This is a genomic window from Verrucomicrobiia bacterium, from assembly GCA_035489575.1.
Classification (GTDB): domain Bacteria; phylum Patescibacteriota; class Saccharimonadia; order Saccharimonadales; family JAGQNK01; genus DATHJY01.
In genome coordinates, this window is sequence record DATHJY010000005.1 from 1 (window position 1) to 14,498 (window position 14,498).

At 51.8% G+C, this 14,498-nt stretch carries 16 protein-coding genes; 1 reads left to right on the top strand and 15 read right to left on the bottom strand.

The features are described 5' to 3' along the window. Positions 1–475: 475 nt before the first annotated feature. The 7 genes from VK694_02390 to VK694_02420 all read right to left on the bottom strand — a co-directional run bounded on the left by VK694_02390 (position 476) and on the right by VK694_02420 (position 8,492). Positions 476–664, bottom strand: coding sequence for a hypothetical protein (locus VK694_02390; GenBank protein HTE57565.1), 189 nt, complete (start codon positions 662–664; stop codon positions 476–478). Positions 665–847: 183 nt separating this feature from the next. After that, positions 848–2,833 carry a hypothetical protein gene (locus VK694_02395; protein HTE57566.1) on the bottom strand — a complete coding sequence of 662 codons (1,986 nt, stop codon included), beginning with the start codon at positions 2,831–2,833 and terminating at the stop codon, positions 848–850. A 29-nt stretch (positions 2,834–2,862) separates the two neighbouring features. Continuing rightward, on the bottom strand, positions 2,863–3,345 hold the full coding sequence (locus tag VK694_02400) for a hypothetical protein (protein HTE57567.1): 483 nt from the start codon (positions 3,343–3,345) through the stop codon (positions 2,863–2,865). Between the two features lie 411 nt (positions 3,346–3,756). After that, on the bottom strand, positions 3,757–5,532 hold the full coding sequence (locus VK694_02405; protein ID HTE57568.1) for a hypothetical protein: 1,776 nt from the start codon (positions 5,530–5,532) through the stop codon (positions 3,757–3,759). 94 nt (positions 5,533–5,626) lie between these two features. Then, entirely contained in the window at positions 5,627–6,415 is a 789-nt protein-coding gene (locus tag VK694_02410; GenBank protein HTE57569.1) for an ABC transporter permease, read from the bottom strand. Then, complete coding sequence (locus tag VK694_02415; GenBank protein HTE57570.1) at positions 6,412–7,548, bottom strand: ATP-binding cassette domain-containing protein; 1,137 nt, start codon at positions 7,546–7,548, stop codon at positions 6,412–6,414. The genes VK694_02410 and VK694_02415 overlap by 4 nt, the downstream gene beginning before the upstream one ends. A 107-nt stretch (positions 7,549–7,655) precedes the next feature. Continuing rightward, positions 7,656–8,492 (bottom strand): hypothetical protein, encoded by an 837-nt coding sequence (locus VK694_02420; protein HTE57571.1) that lies wholly within the window; start codon positions 8,490–8,492, stop codon positions 7,656–7,658. A 23-nt stretch (positions 8,493–8,515) separates the two neighbouring features. Between VK694_02420 and VK694_02425 the strand changes: the two genes are divergently transcribed. Next, positions 8,516–9,157: a DNA-3-methyladenine glycosylase gene (locus VK694_02425; protein HTE57572.1), complete on the top strand. Its 642-nt coding sequence runs from the start codon at positions 8,516–8,518 to the stop codon at positions 9,155–9,157. Here VK694_02425 and VK694_02430 read toward each other — a convergent pair. The 8 genes from VK694_02430 to VK694_02465 form a co-directional block, all read right to left on the bottom strand. Further along, the gene (locus VK694_02430; GenBank protein ID HTE57573.1) at positions 9,150–9,533 is read right to left on the bottom strand and encodes a type II toxin-antitoxin system death-on-curing family toxin; all 384 of its coding nucleotides are present in this window, start codon (positions 9,531–9,533) and stop codon (positions 9,150–9,152) included. The two genes, VK694_02425 and VK694_02430, sit on opposite strands and share 8 nt — an antisense overlap. After that, positions 9,530–9,736, bottom strand: coding sequence for a hypothetical protein (locus tag VK694_02435; GenBank protein ID HTE57574.1), 207 nt, complete (start codon positions 9,734–9,736; stop codon positions 9,530–9,532). The genes VK694_02430 and VK694_02435 overlap by 4 nt, the downstream gene beginning before the upstream one ends. A 47-nt stretch (positions 9,737–9,783) precedes the next feature. Further along, complete coding sequence (locus VK694_02440; GenBank protein HTE57575.1) at positions 9,784–10,407, bottom strand: GDSL-type esterase/lipase family protein; 624 nt, start codon at positions 10,405–10,407, stop codon at positions 9,784–9,786. Next, on the bottom strand, positions 10,404–11,183 hold the full coding sequence (locus tag VK694_02445) for an alpha/beta fold hydrolase (GenBank protein HTE57576.1): 780 nt from the start codon (positions 11,181–11,183) through the stop codon (positions 10,404–10,406). Before VK694_02445 ends, VK694_02440 begins: the two co-directional genes overlap by 4 nt. Then, positions 11,180–11,578, bottom strand: coding sequence for a PIN domain-containing protein (locus VK694_02450; protein HTE57577.1), 399 nt, complete (start codon positions 11,576–11,578; stop codon positions 11,180–11,182). Before VK694_02450 ends, VK694_02445 begins: the two co-directional genes overlap by 4 nt. Then, positions 11,556–11,837: an AbrB/MazE/SpoVT family DNA-binding domain-containing protein gene (locus VK694_02455; GenBank protein ID HTE57578.1), complete on the bottom strand. Its 282-nt coding sequence runs from the start codon at positions 11,835–11,837 to the stop codon at positions 11,556–11,558. The genes VK694_02450 and VK694_02455 overlap by 23 nt, the downstream gene beginning before the upstream one ends. A 41-nt stretch (positions 11,838–11,878) precedes the next feature. Next, on the bottom strand, positions 11,879–13,201 hold the full coding sequence (aspS, locus tag VK694_02460; protein HTE57579.1) for an aspartate--tRNA(Asn) ligase: 1,323 nt from the start codon (positions 13,199–13,201) through the stop codon (positions 11,879–11,881). A gap of 121 nt (positions 13,202–13,322) precedes the next feature. Beyond that, positions 13,323–14,393: a CBS domain-containing protein gene (locus VK694_02465; protein ID HTE57580.1), complete on the bottom strand. Its 1,071-nt coding sequence runs from the start codon at positions 14,391–14,393 to the stop codon at positions 13,323–13,325. Between the last annotated feature and the right edge of the window lie 105 nt (positions 14,394–14,498).

A 14,498-nucleotide genomic window follows, 5' to 3' on the forward strand; every position in this document is an offset into this window, starting at 1 on the left:
GTCTTTGATTACCTGAAACAGCACCTCCACCTACAGACCTCGTTCCCGAGGTCTGTGCAGGGCTACGCCCTGCACTACACTAGGGTGCTCCTGGGATACCAGTTGTTACAGCGGGGGTGGTGAGTTTCGTGATTCAGGTTAAGCACGTCTAGCTTTGCCCGTTTTTCGCTCTTTTAGAGCTCATCAGTGTAACTACCATATTTACAGAAACGGGTATGACAAAACAGATAGAGGTATGAGGCGGATCGCCAAGGTTTAAATCTGACGATCCGCCACCATACCAGAACAACCCGCAGGCTCAGAATCTGCCGGAAGCGGTCAACTTGAACAGTGTCCCGCCCACAAGAGCGAGAGCTCCACACATGATGACGCTCAGCTGAATGATTTTTCTGCATCTCTCACCTTCTTGTCACCCAGGAACATCTCCATGCCCTGGCTGGGCAAGAATGCTGTAAGGGTGGGGTGATGAGAGCAACTAGTTGCGGACGGTCTCGGTCACCGCCTTGGCAACATTGGTGGACTGAGTTGCCCCCACGACACGAGCGCGGGAGACGCCATTGCTGCCCGGAAGGGCGTAGAAGGCGGCAACGCGGTCGGTCTCGTCGATGAGATCTTCACCGGGATAGCGTCCGAGATAGTGTCCCATGATTGTTCTCCTCCTCACCGAGGACGTGGATGCCCCTAAGATGCACTGCTGCTGCACACAAAGTGAGGGATGAACTCGGGGAATTTCCCGGGCTTATCCCTCACTTTGTATCTATCTGTTTGTCAAAAAAACGTCTTTGAGGTTTCAAAGACCTATAAATTTTACCATACCGATCAACCATCCTGGCCCCCTGACCACCCTTTAGTAATAGTACCAGCGGTCCAGGCCAGAGGTGTTGGTCACATCCCGTATCTTCTTGGGCTGCCCGCCATCCAGGCTCAGCGCGTAGTCAGCCGTCTCTTGTTCGGTGTTGATACGGTAGACCACGGTTTTGTCAGTTACCCACCGGACCGGGTTCTTCAGGCCACTCTGGGTGTGTAGGACCTTGTCTTGCTTGGTGTCGAGTGTGTAGGCCAGCAGCACACCCTTGCCGTCGCGGTTGTCTATCCATAGGCTCTTCCGGCTGTCAGGGCTGTCTACGTAGACGCGTGACACCAAGTTACCTGGCTCGCCGCTCTGTTTGGTGGCGTCTTTGCTTCCTAGCTGGTAGCCATACCATTCGGACTGCGCCGAGGCCGTGATGTGGTCGTAGGCAGTGCGGAACATGGTCCACACCTCTTTGTTTATAATAATCTGCCGGTTTGCACCGTTGGCGTCTACCCTGAACAGGCTGACATTCACACCATTCTGGTAGGCGCTGGAGGGGGCATAGTATATTTTGTTAGCCGCAATCATGACGTCGTTAAAGTAGTTGGAGGCAGCTAGCTCCTTGTTGCCTTCTTCTTCGCTGTCATAGCTGATAAGACGGTGACGTTTGGGGTTAGCGGCACTTGCCCCAGAAGCTACCGACACATAAGCCAACCGACCGTCAGCCCAGCCCAGTACCTGGAGGCGTTCTGACGAAGCAATAGATTTGGTGGTGTTATCTACCAGATTAACAAGGGTCAGACTGCTCAGCAGATAGCCGTCTTTGTTGCGTTTGCCTTCGCGGGTGGACACCAGTACCGCCACTTCTTTGGTGGGGTGAGAAATCAGGACTATGTCGTCCCTTTCGGTTCCGGTGCCGGCCAGCACCAGCTGTTCGTTCTTGCCGTCTATGTCTACCTTATATAGGTCGTATTTGCCCGAGCGCTTGGAAACAAAGGCTTGTTTACGGGCCGGCACCAGGACGGCGGCAGTTTCGGACTTGGAGTCGGCGTCCACCTGCAGCTTTTCTTCCCGATATGTCTTGCCCTGCAGAGTAACCTCTATGGTGTCTGGCGGCTTGTCCATGGTCAGCAATATCTTGCCGTTCTCGTCAGAGAAAGCGCTGGAGTCGCCACTGATAGCCTCTACCTTGGACACAGGCTTGCCAGATAGAAAGTCAGTCACCACAAAGGCGTACTGCGTACCGGTTGGCTCCAGTTTGAATTCTCCCTGAGGGTTACTGCCCCACCCAACGGTTATTTTCTTGGTAACGCTTGAAAAGGCTCGCCTCTCTATGGTCAGCTGTTTGGCACCCAGCTTGACCTTTCCTAACTTTGCGTGGCCTTCGCCATCTGTCAAGGCCGTCGCACCGCCCACCGTCACCCGGACATTCTTGAGCGGCTGCTGGGTGCTTTGATCGGTCACATCCACCGTTACACCGCTACGAACACCCGCAGCGTTCAGCGTAAAGTAACGGCTAGGCGGCACCACCGCGATCATCAGCACAATAAGCAAAAGCGACCCTATGATGACTTTTTTGTGGTGGCCCACAAAATCCTTCAGGCGAGAACGCCACGAGGTCTTCTTGGCAGGCGGCACAGCAGCCAGTAGCTTGTCGTCTTCGGCAGCCAGTAGCTGGTCACTCTCGGTGGCTACGATATCGTCGACAGCCTTGCTGGTGGTGGGGTCCGAGTATTCCTCTGTTTCAGGCTGTGCCGGCTCTTCAGGAACGGGCGGCTCTTTCTTTTTGGCTACCACCTTTGGTGTTGGTTCTGGCTTGGACGGTTCTGCCGGTTCGTCCTTGAGGATCTTTATCTTCAGTGGTTCTTTGGGTACGGGCATTTCGCCCAATTCTGGCGCAGTGCCAGGGGTATCTACCGGCGAGTCGTCGTGCAGTACCTCTATTTTTCGGGTGCTGGTTTTATCGTCAGGTTCCATCATCTGACGGACACGTTCGTGCACGTTGTCATTTATTTCGTCAAAGTCTGGTTTATCAGGCATAGTATCCCTGATATTTTAACAGCTTATGGCTACTTTTTCTTGCGCTTGGATTTAGACTTCTTGGGCGGTTTCTTTTTGGGTGTAGATGTCTTTTGTGGAGGCGCTGCGGCTGGCTGGATGATCACTTCGGGCTTGGGCACCACTGTCTGTGTTTCGGTATCCAGGATGGTAGTGTCGGGCTCTGCCACCGGCATTGCTACCGGGCGGCGCTTGTCACGGCGGCGAAAGAAATATTCTGCAACTGCCACAATAATAATTGACGCAATAATGATAAAAGCAATGTTCATGCTGCCGCTGGGTGTAGCCACGGTCTCGCCCGGAGTTGTGGTTGTGCTGGGCACGGACAGCTGAGCGTTGGGATCGCTCAGTATTTCCTGCCCACTGGCATTCTGCGTACCAGTACCGGGCTGCAGGGTGCCTGGGGCAGTCTGCGGGTTACGCGTGGGTGGCTGAAAATCTTCCGCGTTGCTTGCGCCGTTGTTCGGGGCTTGGGTTGCTTGAGCTAGAACCATTGGGCTCTAGTATGTGGCCTTAGGCTTTTGTTTTCAACCTCACGCAAAGTTATTCACATTTTTTTAATGTTCCACAACCAAGGAGTTAACAGCGAGAATTCTCACAAAAGTCTTGACGAAGTATTATGCCAGCAGTAGGCTGAATATATGGTTCACTAAACCTCTCAAAGTTAGCGGCACTTTCCCCCCACCCCGGTGCCGGAAAAGCCAGCTGAGTTTGAGACCTAGTGTTCCAAAAAAGAAAACACTAAACCGCCTTGGCAAGTCTCCTTCCCCCAAAGAGGAGACTTGTCTTTTTATAAACACAGATTACAAGTCGAGAAATGTAGGCAAAAAACCACCGACGGCCTAGGCAGTCACGGGCGACTGGCTTTGTCAGGCGGCAGGTGGCTGCGCCGCGAAGCCCAGGGGTTAGAAGCCGCCGTAGCCGCCACCATACCCTTCAAACCGACCATTAGACCGATGATAATCAGTCACCTTAAACGGCGCCGCGTCCTTGGCAGTACTCTGGATATATAGCTCACTGCCCTTCTTGGAAGTCAGCAAATAATCCTCGCTAAACCAACCATAAGGGGTGAGTTCGCTCAGGCGAGCAACTTCGTCAGGCTCTTCGCCAGTAGCAGTCCCCAGGAACAGAGTGGACTTGCCATCACGAGACTCTGCCCAGAAGGTTCGTTTGCCTGACGGCGACAGAATATAGGTGTTGTACGGCTTGGATCCATCCTCGGCAGTGACGCTTGTGTCTTTAAAGGTGTCTTCTTCTAATTCAAACGCCTCGTTCTTGGTGTACTGGTAAGCCGTAAAGTACAGTTCTTGGGGCTTCTCTAGGCGAGCAGTTATATAGAACTGACGCCAGTACTGGTAGTACACGCCAGCAGGGATAGCCTTGAGAACTTTCTTATTACTGCCGTCGGGCTTGATAGAGATGATCGAAGGCTGCACCTTTGGTATGGTTGTATTGTATGAGTTGCCAACAGAAACATTGGTTGTATACACCACTTTGCCGTTCAGCAGATACACTTCGTTAAAGAGCGCCTGGAAGAAACCACCAGGCACAATCTCTGCGGTACTTTCGTCTAGTATGACTATTTGCTTGCTAGCGGCGTTATAGCTCTTGAGGGCTTCTTTTTTATTGTCGGTAGGGTATTTATCCTGGCGATCCACTTTGTAGATAAAGTGGTTGCCGTCCCAACCTTTGACGTCAAAGAAGGCGTTGCCCTCGTCCATAGTGGTCAGTTTGTCAGTAGCCGTTTCTATCAAGTACAGCTTGGACTTGTCACCATCGCGCCGCGACTTGAGAGCCAAGTACTTCCAGTCCCGCGAAGAGAGTAGGGTAGTCTCGGCGTCTTCCTTGCCTGTTCCGGCCAGCACTACCTGGCGGTCAGAACCGTCCAGATTAGTCTTGACCACGTCGATCTTGCCTGACTGCTTGCTCAAGAAATACACCTTGCCCGCCGGGCTAATGGACAGCTTGATGGTCTGTTCTACATTGATGTCGGCCGTCAGGTCATTGTAGCCCTCTAGCTTTACTGTAGCTTTTTCGGTCTTTTTGTCGGCTGGCAGCACCAGGACTGCTTCGCCGGTGTCGTTGGTCTTAGCCTCGGAGTCCAGTACTGTTACCACCGCCCCGGCCACACCTTTGCCTGTGATCTTATTGACTACCGCAACCGGTATCTGGCGACCAGTGGCTTCCATTTTTAGCTCAGTCTTGTTCTTAGAGTCAGTCAGTACTACTGTTACGTCCGCAGACAAATCTTTGTAGTACTTTTTGGTAACGGCCAGCTTTTGCTTGCCCAGCGGCGCATCAGACACTACTGCTTCGCCTTTTTCATTGGTTTTGGCGGTCTTTGTTGCCAGCTTTACGTCTGCCTGGCTGACTGGCTTGCCGGTCTCAGAATCCAAGACCGTCACAGTAAAGTTCTTTTGCATAAATAAGCCCAGCACTTTGTAACGTGACAAGGGAACAGCCAGCACTATCAAAACTACCACCAAGAAGGTGGCAGGAATGGTTATTTTCTTTTTAGAGGTATAGCCATGCCAAAGACGCTTGAGTTTGCCGTCACCTGATGTGTCCTTGGGCTTGGCTATGAGTGCCTCGGTTTTGTCTTCTGGCTCTACCACTTCCTCTGGCTCAACACTTAGATCCGGGGCTTCCGCCTCGGGTTCTTCTGCTTTCTTTTTTGTCATAGCGAAGTTCCTTGTTTGCTATCAGCATAGTGCTTCTGCTAATGACGTGCAATATGTAAGTGGCAAGGGGTAAAGATTTTAGGCTACTTCGGTTCTAGGAGCGGGATTTGTAGCGCGACACTGCCAGCGGCATAAATACCAACAGCATGCCGGCTACCCACAGCAAGAGCTTCCACCAGGCACCAGTGCTGGGCAGACCCAGCGCCAGCTCACGAGCGGCGTTCACGGCGTGTGTGACAGGCTGATTGCGGGCAAATACTTGCAGCCATGAAGGCATAGACTGAACGGGCACAAAGGCCGCACTGGCGAAGGTCAGGGGAAAGATAGATACAAAGCCAGCCATCTGGGCCGTCTCGGAATCTTTGACAGACAGGCCAACAAACCCAAGCATCCAGGCAAAGGCGTAGCTAAAGGCCAGTACGATCAGGACCGTCTCTATGGCACCCAGGAAACCGCCTAGGAACCGAAAGCCCAACAAGCTTCCTACCGTAATCATGATACTCATGGTGGCAATATTGCGGATCATGTCAGAGAACGTCCGGCCCGCCAACACGGCGCCCCGACTCATAGGCAGACTGCGAAAACGATCAACAATACCCTTACCCATATCCTCTGCCAAACCAACACCCGTATTGAGCGCACCAAATAGCGAAGACTGCACCAAGATACCAGGCAGCAAGTAGTTAATGTACTTGGCACCGGGGATGGCCGCCTCGTTACCAATGGCTCCACCAAACACAAAGTTAAACAACAAGAGGAACATGACGGGCTGCACGGACGAGAAAAATAGCAGTTGCGGTAGTCGCACGTAACGCAGCAGGTTGCGGCGCGTGATAGCCCACGTGTCAGTAACGTTATAGGTTATAGATTGAGCAAAGGTCATTTCTTGCCTCCCTTTTTCTTAGAATCTGTCCGAAGTCTCGCTCCCGATGCCAAAGCTGATCCATTTCGAGTGGCAATTCGTTCTGGCTTTCCTGGTGTAACCGTAGTTACGGTTGGAGAGCTAGGACGGATTGACGCCGGAATGGGCGGTTTTGGCGCGGGATTGGAGGCTTTGGATAGGTTCTTGGCATCCTTGGGTAGGTTCTTGGCATCTTTACCGGTAACTGCCAGAAAGACATCGTCCAGGCTAGGGCGGTGCAGGGCGATAGACTCGGGCGCAATCTTGGCAGCGTCTAGGGTCCGAACAACTTCTACCAGCTTTTTGCGTCCGTCACGCACGGGCAGGGTAATGGTGGCACCTTCTATCTTTGGATCTTTGGTGCCAAACATACGAACGGCCTGCGCAGCCTTCTCTACCTGGGATGGCTTGACTTCGAATTCTATGACGTCACCACCCATTTGGCTCTTCAGCTGGTCGCTGGTGCCTTCCACGATAACTTTGCCGTGGTCTATGACAGCAATCTGATCCGCCAGCTCATCTGCCTCTTCCAGGTACTGTGTGGTCAGTAGGATGCTGGTGCCATCCTGGACGAGTTCACGGATAGTGTCCCATAGATCCAGGCGAGTGCGGGGGTCTAGGCCAGTCGTGGGTTCGTCCAAAAACAGTATCTTGGGGCGAGCCACCAAGCTGCCACCCAGGTCCAGTCGACGGCGCATACCGCCAGAGTAGGTACGGGCTGGACGATTGGCAGCGTCGGTCAGGCCGAGGTTTTCCAAGATTTCATCGGCCCGTGCATAGGCTTCTTTTTTGCCCATGTGGTACAGCCGCCCCACCATGTATAGGTTCTCGCGGCCGGTCAAAAACTCGTCTACAGCAGCATACTGCCCAGCCAGCCCGATCATCTCACGCACACGATGTGGTTGCTTAACCACGTCTACGCCCATAACATGCAACGTTCCTTTGTCTGGGTTCATGAGCGTACTGAGCATACGCACCAGCGTAGTCTTGCCAGCGCCGTTAGGGCCCAGCAGGCCAAAAACTTTTCCTTGTTCTGCCCGGAGACTCACGCCATCCAGGGCTTTGACGTCGCCAAAATGTTTGTAGACGTCGGCTACTTCGAAAGCTATTTTCATATGTATAGTTAACTCGTTAAGTGTTATCGTCTCGTATTTTAGCTCTCGATACTTAACACGTCAAGTGTTTATCCACACAAACGGGCAGGGGACTAAAAAAGCGCTCCCTACTGCACTACTAACGACTTCAGAATAGCCTGGGCAACCGACAGAATCTTGTCACTCCCCCAGGCCTCGGGGTCAATAGCTATGCCCTCTTTGCACTCCTGGCCGCCATCACACTTCACAAAAGATACACCAATGATAGGTTCTGACTTGGCAACATCAGTTTTGGGAATATCCTGGCCTTTTTTATAACCCGCATCACCGGTGATATAGACCGCATCCACCCCTGTCGAGCCATCAAAGCCAGCAAAACTCAGGTAGGTCTCTTTGCGCTGGCTTTGCGAAGGCTGAGCATAGGCTATCTTTTGGGAGTCTACTACCGCCTTGCCTGTCGGGTTGGCAAACTTGGGCACTGTCGAGCCGGCAGTCACAATAGTTATAAGTACTTTGCCCGATTTTTTGCTGCCATCACTCGTAGTTATCTGGGCTGCGGGTGACTGCAGGGTAAGCTGCCCCTGCGTGGCATCGTCTTTCTGCCAGGTCTTGGGGTGGTCAATCGACATCTGAATATCCTGGGATACCAGGTGTTCGCTCAGTTCTTCGTCGACACTTTCTACGGGCTGCTGCTGTGGGGCTGACGGCTGGCCCGAGCCTTGCGACGGAGTGGACTGCCTGCGCAGCACCAAGAAATACATAGCGGCACCTATCGCCACCAGAACGACCAGTGCAATAAAAATAATGCCCTTTATTTTGCGTTTCTTTTTTTGCGCCTTTACGGGTTCTAGATTATGAATATAGTCAGCAGTCGATTGGCTGGCAGCAGCATATTCGTCCTGCTCTTCAGGAGGCTGCTGCGGAGGTGTTGGCGGTGGCCCTTGAACCGGGCCCTGCGGTTCCATACCTACTAGTATATCCTATAGCTATGGCAACAACCGCAAATGAACAGACTCTTACCTTGGCGATTCATTATTTATCGAAGGCCGACCCCAGTCTGGCCCCGGTTATCGCCAGCAGCCCCTTGCCTGACCTGCACCCACACCAGAACTACTATCAAGAGTTAGTGGATAGCATCATCAGCCAGCAGCTGAGCGTCAAAGCTGCCCGCACCATAGAGAAGCGCTTTTGCGAACTCTTTGGTGGCGCCGATTTCCCCCTGCCCGAACAGATCCTGACAAAAGACATAGAAGAGTTGCGCAGTGCTGGCCTAAGCCGCCCCAAGGCCGCGTATATTCGTGACCTAGCCCAGCACGTGGTAGACGGCAAAGTAAAGTTTGGCCACCTGGACAGCCTGTCTAACGACGAAGTTATTGCAGAGCTGACAGCCGTCAAAGGCATCGGCGAATGGACCGCCCACATGTTCCTGATGTTCTGCATGGGCCGCTTAGACGTGCTGCCCTCGGGCGACCTAGGCATTCGCAATGGTGTACGGGCCCTGTACGGCCTGGACCACTGCCCGCAATCTGACGAAGTCAAAGTACTTGCCCAGAAAAATCAGTGGCACCCTTATGAATCTGTTGCCGCCTGGTACCTGTGGCAATCCCTAGACAACGCGCCCGCTATTTAACGCAATGACCCTCAAGCCAAGCGGCTATTTCATTCACCGACAAATGGTCTGTTGCAACCTTTACTGCAAAATCCTCTAACTCACCCCGCTTAGCAGAAAATCGCTTCTTGTTCATCCGCAAGAACATGACACCACTCGTAATCCCCGTCCGTTTGTTGCCGTCAGCAAAAGGGTGGTCAGCAATAATATTGCGAACATAAACAGCCGCCTTCTCGTACAAGCTCGGATATTGCTCCACGCCGAAAGCTTCCTGCCGAACGGCGTGAGCAACCGACTTTATTCGTTCAATGTCACGCACGCCATGCGATCCACCATATCGCTCTACGAGCTGGAAGTGTACAAGCAGGATCTGCTCTTCAGTAAGATATGTAATCATCTCTGAGCAAGATTCTTTAGGTCCTGATCGTAGGTATCCATGAACTTCTCTAGATCGTTCATGAACTTCTCATGTTTGTTTTGTTTTGGCTTCTTGACATCAATCTGAGCATCGTCACCGATACGAAGCCCCAGCTCTTCGAGCTGCTTCTTTGGGATAATGACGCCGGCACTTGAGCCAACTTTTATAATCCTATAGGTCATAGCATTGATTATAACTATATTATAATAATGCGTCTACAAAATTATGCTTAGCCCAGAAGTTTTTCCAGTTCGGATTTTACCAGGTTCGAAATAAGTTCATGGCCTGTTTCGTTTGGATGAAGCCCGTCCACCAGCAGCTCGGGCTTGTCACGAAAGTGATTGAATAATCTCACCAGTGGAATATTCTGCTGGGTACAGAAGTCGCTCAGCATATTCTCGTACTCCAGAATACTTTCGTTAGTAAACACATAGTCGCCCCAAGAGACTGGTTTGGTTTTTGATTCATCACAAGCGGTCAGGCCGACAAATAGGATCTTGTCCGTATACTCCCTGATAGCATTCACAATATCCTGGAGGTCTTTAGGAAAGATTCTTGCCTCGTAACCCACCCTGAGACCGTGATCCCACATAGAGTCGTTGAGACCCACCGCCACTACGGCTACTACTTGCTGCTGGCGACTCCGGTAGAGTATCTCGCTGCCTATGCGCTCGGCTATATGTGGTGCTGCAGTACCGCCACTGACGCCCAGATTATAAACCTCGGGAATAGCAGCCCCTAAATCGCGTAGCTGTAGCTCATCATAATGACGCTTGATGCGAGCCACCCAGCCACCGCCTTCTACATCCCACATGCCGTACACAATGCTATCGCCAAAAACTAATATCCTCATGTCAGCTCCTTCAGCAAATCGTCTAGATGTCTCTTTACTTCTGCAACTTTGTTGCCAGACTTATTTTTAAAGTTGTGGTCTACATTTGGGATTTTTATGAGTCTTTTGTTGTCGCCCGGAATGGCATCGAATAATAGCTTTTGGTGAGCATAAGGCGTCGGCTCGTCATTGCTACCGGCCATCAGGAGCACGGGCATGGTCAGGGCTTTCGCGCCCTTCAGCAAATCGTGATTTTTCAAGTCCTCTACAAAACCCCAGCCCGGTCGCAGTAGTAGTCCGGGCCTGGACAGGCTTTCTCTTTCAAAGTAGCCTCTGTCCTTCCAGGCTTTCAAGAAGTCTGGATCGACAGTACCAACAAAGAGCTCTTGGTTTATGCACGCAGAAATAGGCGCTACACAAAAAACTTCGGCTGGATGATTTTCGGCGTACAGCGCCGTAGACATGCCGCCCATGCTGTGCCCCGCCAGACCAAATGGCTGCTTGAACCACTCTTGGGTGCGCGCCCAGGCAACCACGTCCTCTAGGTCTTCGTAGTAGTTAGTAATGGTCACATTGCGCATATCACCATCACTTTCACCAGTAGAGTTGGTGGCATCGAACCGGACCACCCGATAGCCGTTTTCTAAGAATGCCTCGGCAAAAGCCTGAATATGTTTCTGACCCATAAAGCCGCCTTGGCCGTGAGCCACAAACGCCAAGCCGGTCTCATGCTCGGGCTCATCCACCCGAATCACCAGCTTCAGACCATGCCGATTTTTGATCTCGGGGCGCTTCATCGGAGCGCTTGCGCCCTCCCCCCGGACTTCTTGATCAAATCATTGTCATAGGTATAGAGCGGCGAAGCATTGTTGAGCTCTGCATAAAATAGACTGCAACAATCAACCCAGGATAGCCGAGACTCTGTCTCATACAGCTTGAGGGCTCGCTTGATAAGCGGGCGATTACAGTTTATTGCCCTTTCGGCTACGATTCTGCTCAGGTTTTTGGTAATCGCGACTCTTGGAAATTTAGCAGACTGCAGCACGTACACAATTTCGGCAAACACCATATCAGAGACATGCAGGGTTAGTGTGCTATCGAGCAACCGCTGGGTTGCTGCCGATCGAGCGCTGTCCCTATCGAGCAACCAATCAAGCAGTACGTTAGTGTCAAGACTTGCTGATGTCGCCATATTTTTCTTTTACATGGGCAGCAAACCCGTCACCAGCCTTGTAATTTTTCAGTATATCCGTGGTCCCAAGTTTTTTCAGAAGTGCTTGGTTCATAGACCGAACTTCTTCGATAGAGGGCATTGGCTCAAGTGTGATAGCTCCGGTTTTGGCATCTTCCTCAAAACGAACCTCACTGCCCGGCTTAAGCCCGAGCTTTTCGCGTATATCCGCAGGGATGGTAGTCGTGCCCTTGCTGGTAATTCTTGAGGTATAGATCATGTATTACATGATACATGATGTAATACCTCGTGTCAATGGTATTACGGCGTCAAGCGATTCATATCGCGGGGGAAGAGTGTGGCCTCTTTGACATTGTTGAGGTTCAGAATTTTCTCTACAGTGCGCTCCAGTCCCCAGCCCCAGCCACCATGTGGTGGCATGCCGTGACGATACACGCTGAGCAGTGGTGCAAAGCCCGGATTTTTCGGATCGCCGCCCATGGCCTTTAGCTGTTTTAGTAGGCGGTCATAACGGTGTTCGCGCATGCTGAGGGTAGTGATCTCTACGCCACGAAATAGCAGGTCGGCGCGATCAGCGATCTCTGGATTTTCTTCGTTTGCACGGTGGTAGAACTTAAAGGTCTTGCTACGACTAGACCAGCCCGTTACCAGCACGGCCTCGCTACCCAGCTGTTTCTTGGCGTAGTCGCAGATCCAGCGTTCTTCTCCTGGAGCTAGGTCGTCCTCGCCCGTGTGGTCTTCTTTGGTGGCCTTCAGGAACTTCTCGTGAATTTCGTCGATACTAATACGGGGAATGTCCTGTGGTTTTTTGGGCAATGTAAAGCCCTGAATGTTCCACATCTTGAGTTCTTTGGCACACTCAGCCTCTGCATACCTAACCACCGTGAGCAGACAGCCGCCGGCTAGATTCTGTAGCTCGTCAAAATCTATAAAGCCGATCTCGGCATCAACAGACTGGTATTCGGTCATGTGGCGGGTGGTAGCGCTGGGTTCTGCCCGAAACACGGGGTTGGTTTCAAATACTCGCTCAAAAACGCCAACCATCATCTGCTTGTAGAACTGGGGCGACTGAGCCAGGGTGGCAGTTTTGCCAAAATAATCGAGCTTGAAGACTTCGGTGCCGCCCTCGGTAGCCTCGGCCAAAAGCTTGGGGGTGATGATCTCGGTAAAATCGTTGGCTGCAAAGAATGTACGAAAACCCTCTAGTACCTTGGCTTGGACTTTAAAAATAGCCGTCTCCTGTAAGTTGCGTAGTCCAATCGGGCGGTTGTCGAACAAGGTGTCTAGATTGTCGGGACGGTGGCTAAGGGGCTTGTCGATTTCTATAGGCGGTTCATCGGTGACAGGAATTACTACTTCCAGGGTGGGCTCGTGGATCTCGGCACCACCAGGGGCACGGTCGTCCTGAACCACTTGGCCTGTAATAGTCAAAACGGTGCCAATTTGCAGGCCACGTAGTTTCTCTACTTCATTTTTGTCCTCTACCAAGACCTGTATCAGGCCACTGCGGTCACGAATGTTTATAAAAGTCAGGCCGCCCATCAGACGCTTTTTGTGGATCCACCCCTGAACTTGAGCTGATGTACCGATATGGTCCTTCAGTTCGCGAGCTAGTGTTCTCATGTTTTTCTCCGAAAGTTAAGTGTCAGTAAAACGGCTGAAACGGGTCAGATGCCCCTGCTCGCCTAGCAGTGGCAGACCCGCAAATTTGTATCAGTGTTTACTCGTAACACAATCATTTGGCTTATTTTACCACCTCTGGCGGTTCTTCGGTAGGGGCTTCTGGTTCTTCTTGGGGCCTTTCGGGTTCATTGTTTTGGGTATGTTCTTTTTTGGCAGCCCGGGCAGCAACGGCTCGCATGTCGTCGTATCGGTCGAATTCATCAATAATAGGCTTGCCTATGGCCCGTTCCAGTATGTCCTCTATGGTGATAATACCTACAAACTCTTCAAAACTATTTACCACAATGAATAAGTGCCGTTTGGTTTTTAGTACAGCCTGCAGGGCGTCAGTGAGCGGTTGTTCTTCGTGCACATACATAACTTCTGCGTTCATATATTTTTCTATGTGTCCGCCGGACTTGGCCCGGATCAGGTCGCGCAAATACAAAATGCCAACAATGGTATCTTTTTTGTCAGCGTAGACCGGGAACCGCGAAAAACCACTGTCGTGGAGCTCGCTCATCAGCACCGTACCAACGGCTTCGGTGGCAGCTATCATTTTTACAGCCCGGCGCGGCACCATGGCCTGCACAACACTCACGTCACCGAATGTCAGAGCGTGCAGTGCAATCTCTAGCTCAGTTTTCTCGACCCGGTTGTCGGGCTGGGCTTGCTGATACTGCAACAGCTCTATGATGTCATTGCGATCATATAGTCCGGTATGAATAGTGACCGGCCAGTGACGCCCAAAAAAACCCGACAAGCCGTCGATAACAGGATGCAGATAACTGAGCAACCAAGCCAGTGCCGGCGCAAGTTTGCTAGCTGTCCAGGCGCTCAGCTTGGTAACGTTGCGGGCTGGCAGCCAGACAAATCCCGCCCAAATAACAAAAGCACTAACTATCACCGCAAACCAAGTTGGCGTACTGCGCGCTACCAGCACAAAGAACAATGCGTTGGTCACCCCGACAATAATCCACAGCACCGTGGTCAAGCTATGCCCATATGCCACTGCTTTATAGAGTGTCTTGGCTAGTTCGTCGCCTTCGCGTGCCCGCTTGCGCAGCTCGCGCTCTGGGACATGCCGATAGACCTTGAGCAGGCTAATAGAAGAAAGCGCCAGCAAAGCGGACACTAAAAGCACGATCATCATGAACTCATTTTACATCTCAAGTCTGTTAAGCAAAGCCTATTCTGATAAGTACGATTTGTCAGTTCTTGTACGAAGGCGTACCCGTAGGTACGCCGACAAGCAAGA

Bases quoted from the DNA above. Each gene is read 5' to 3' on its own strand.
- VK694_02395 (HTE57566.1), bottom strand. From the start codon at position 2,833: ATGCCTGATAAACCAGACTTTGACGAAATAAATGACAACGTGCACGAA.
- VK694_02400 (HTE57567.1), bottom strand. From the start codon at position 3,345: ATGGTTCTAGCTCAAGCAACCCAAGCCCCGAACAACGGCGCAAGCAAC.
- VK694_02405 (HTE57568.1), bottom strand. From the start codon at position 5,532: ATGACAAAAAAGAAAGCAGAAGAACCCGAGGCGGAAGCCCCGGATCTA.
- VK694_02410 (HTE57569.1), bottom strand. From the start codon at position 6,415: ATGACCTTTGCTCAATCTATAACCTATAACGTTACTGACACGTGGGCT.
- VK694_02415 (HTE57570.1), bottom strand. From the start codon at position 7,548: ATGAAAATAGCTTTCGAAGTAGCCGACGTCTACAAACATTTTGGCGAC.
- VK694_02420 (HTE57571.1), bottom strand. From the start codon at position 8,492: ATGGAACCGCAGGGCCCGGTTCAAGGGCCACCGCCAACACCTCCGCAG.
- VK694_02425 (HTE57572.1), top strand. From the start codon at position 8,516: ATGGCAACAACCGCAAATGAACAGACTCTTACCTTGGCGATTCATTAT.
- VK694_02430 (HTE57573.1), bottom strand. From the start codon at position 9,533: ATGATTACATATCTTACTGAAGAGCAGATCCTGCTTGTACACTTCCAG.
- VK694_02435 (HTE57574.1), bottom strand. From the start codon at position 9,736: ATGACCTATAGGATTATAAAAGTTGGCTCAAGTGCCGGCGTCATTATC.
- VK694_02440 (HTE57575.1), bottom strand. From the start codon at position 10,407: ATGAGGATATTAGTTTTTGGCGATAGCATTGTGTACGGCATGTGGGAT.
- VK694_02445 (HTE57576.1), bottom strand. From the start codon at position 11,183: ATGAAGCGCCCCGAGATCAAAAATCGGCATGGTCTGAAGCTGGTGATT.
- VK694_02450 (HTE57577.1), bottom strand. From the start codon at position 11,578: ATGGCGACATCAGCAAGTCTTGACACTAACGTACTGCTTGATTGGTTG.
- VK694_02455 (HTE57578.1), bottom strand. From the start codon at position 11,837: ATGATCTATACCTCAAGAATTACCAGCAAGGGCACGACTACCATCCCT.
- aspS (HTE57579.1), bottom strand. From the start codon at position 13,201: ATGAGAACACTAGCTCGCGAACTGAAGGACCATATCGGTACATCAGCT.
- VK694_02465 (HTE57580.1), bottom strand. From the start codon at position 14,393: ATGATGATCGTGCTTTTAGTGTCCGCTTTGCTGGCGCTTTCTTCTATT.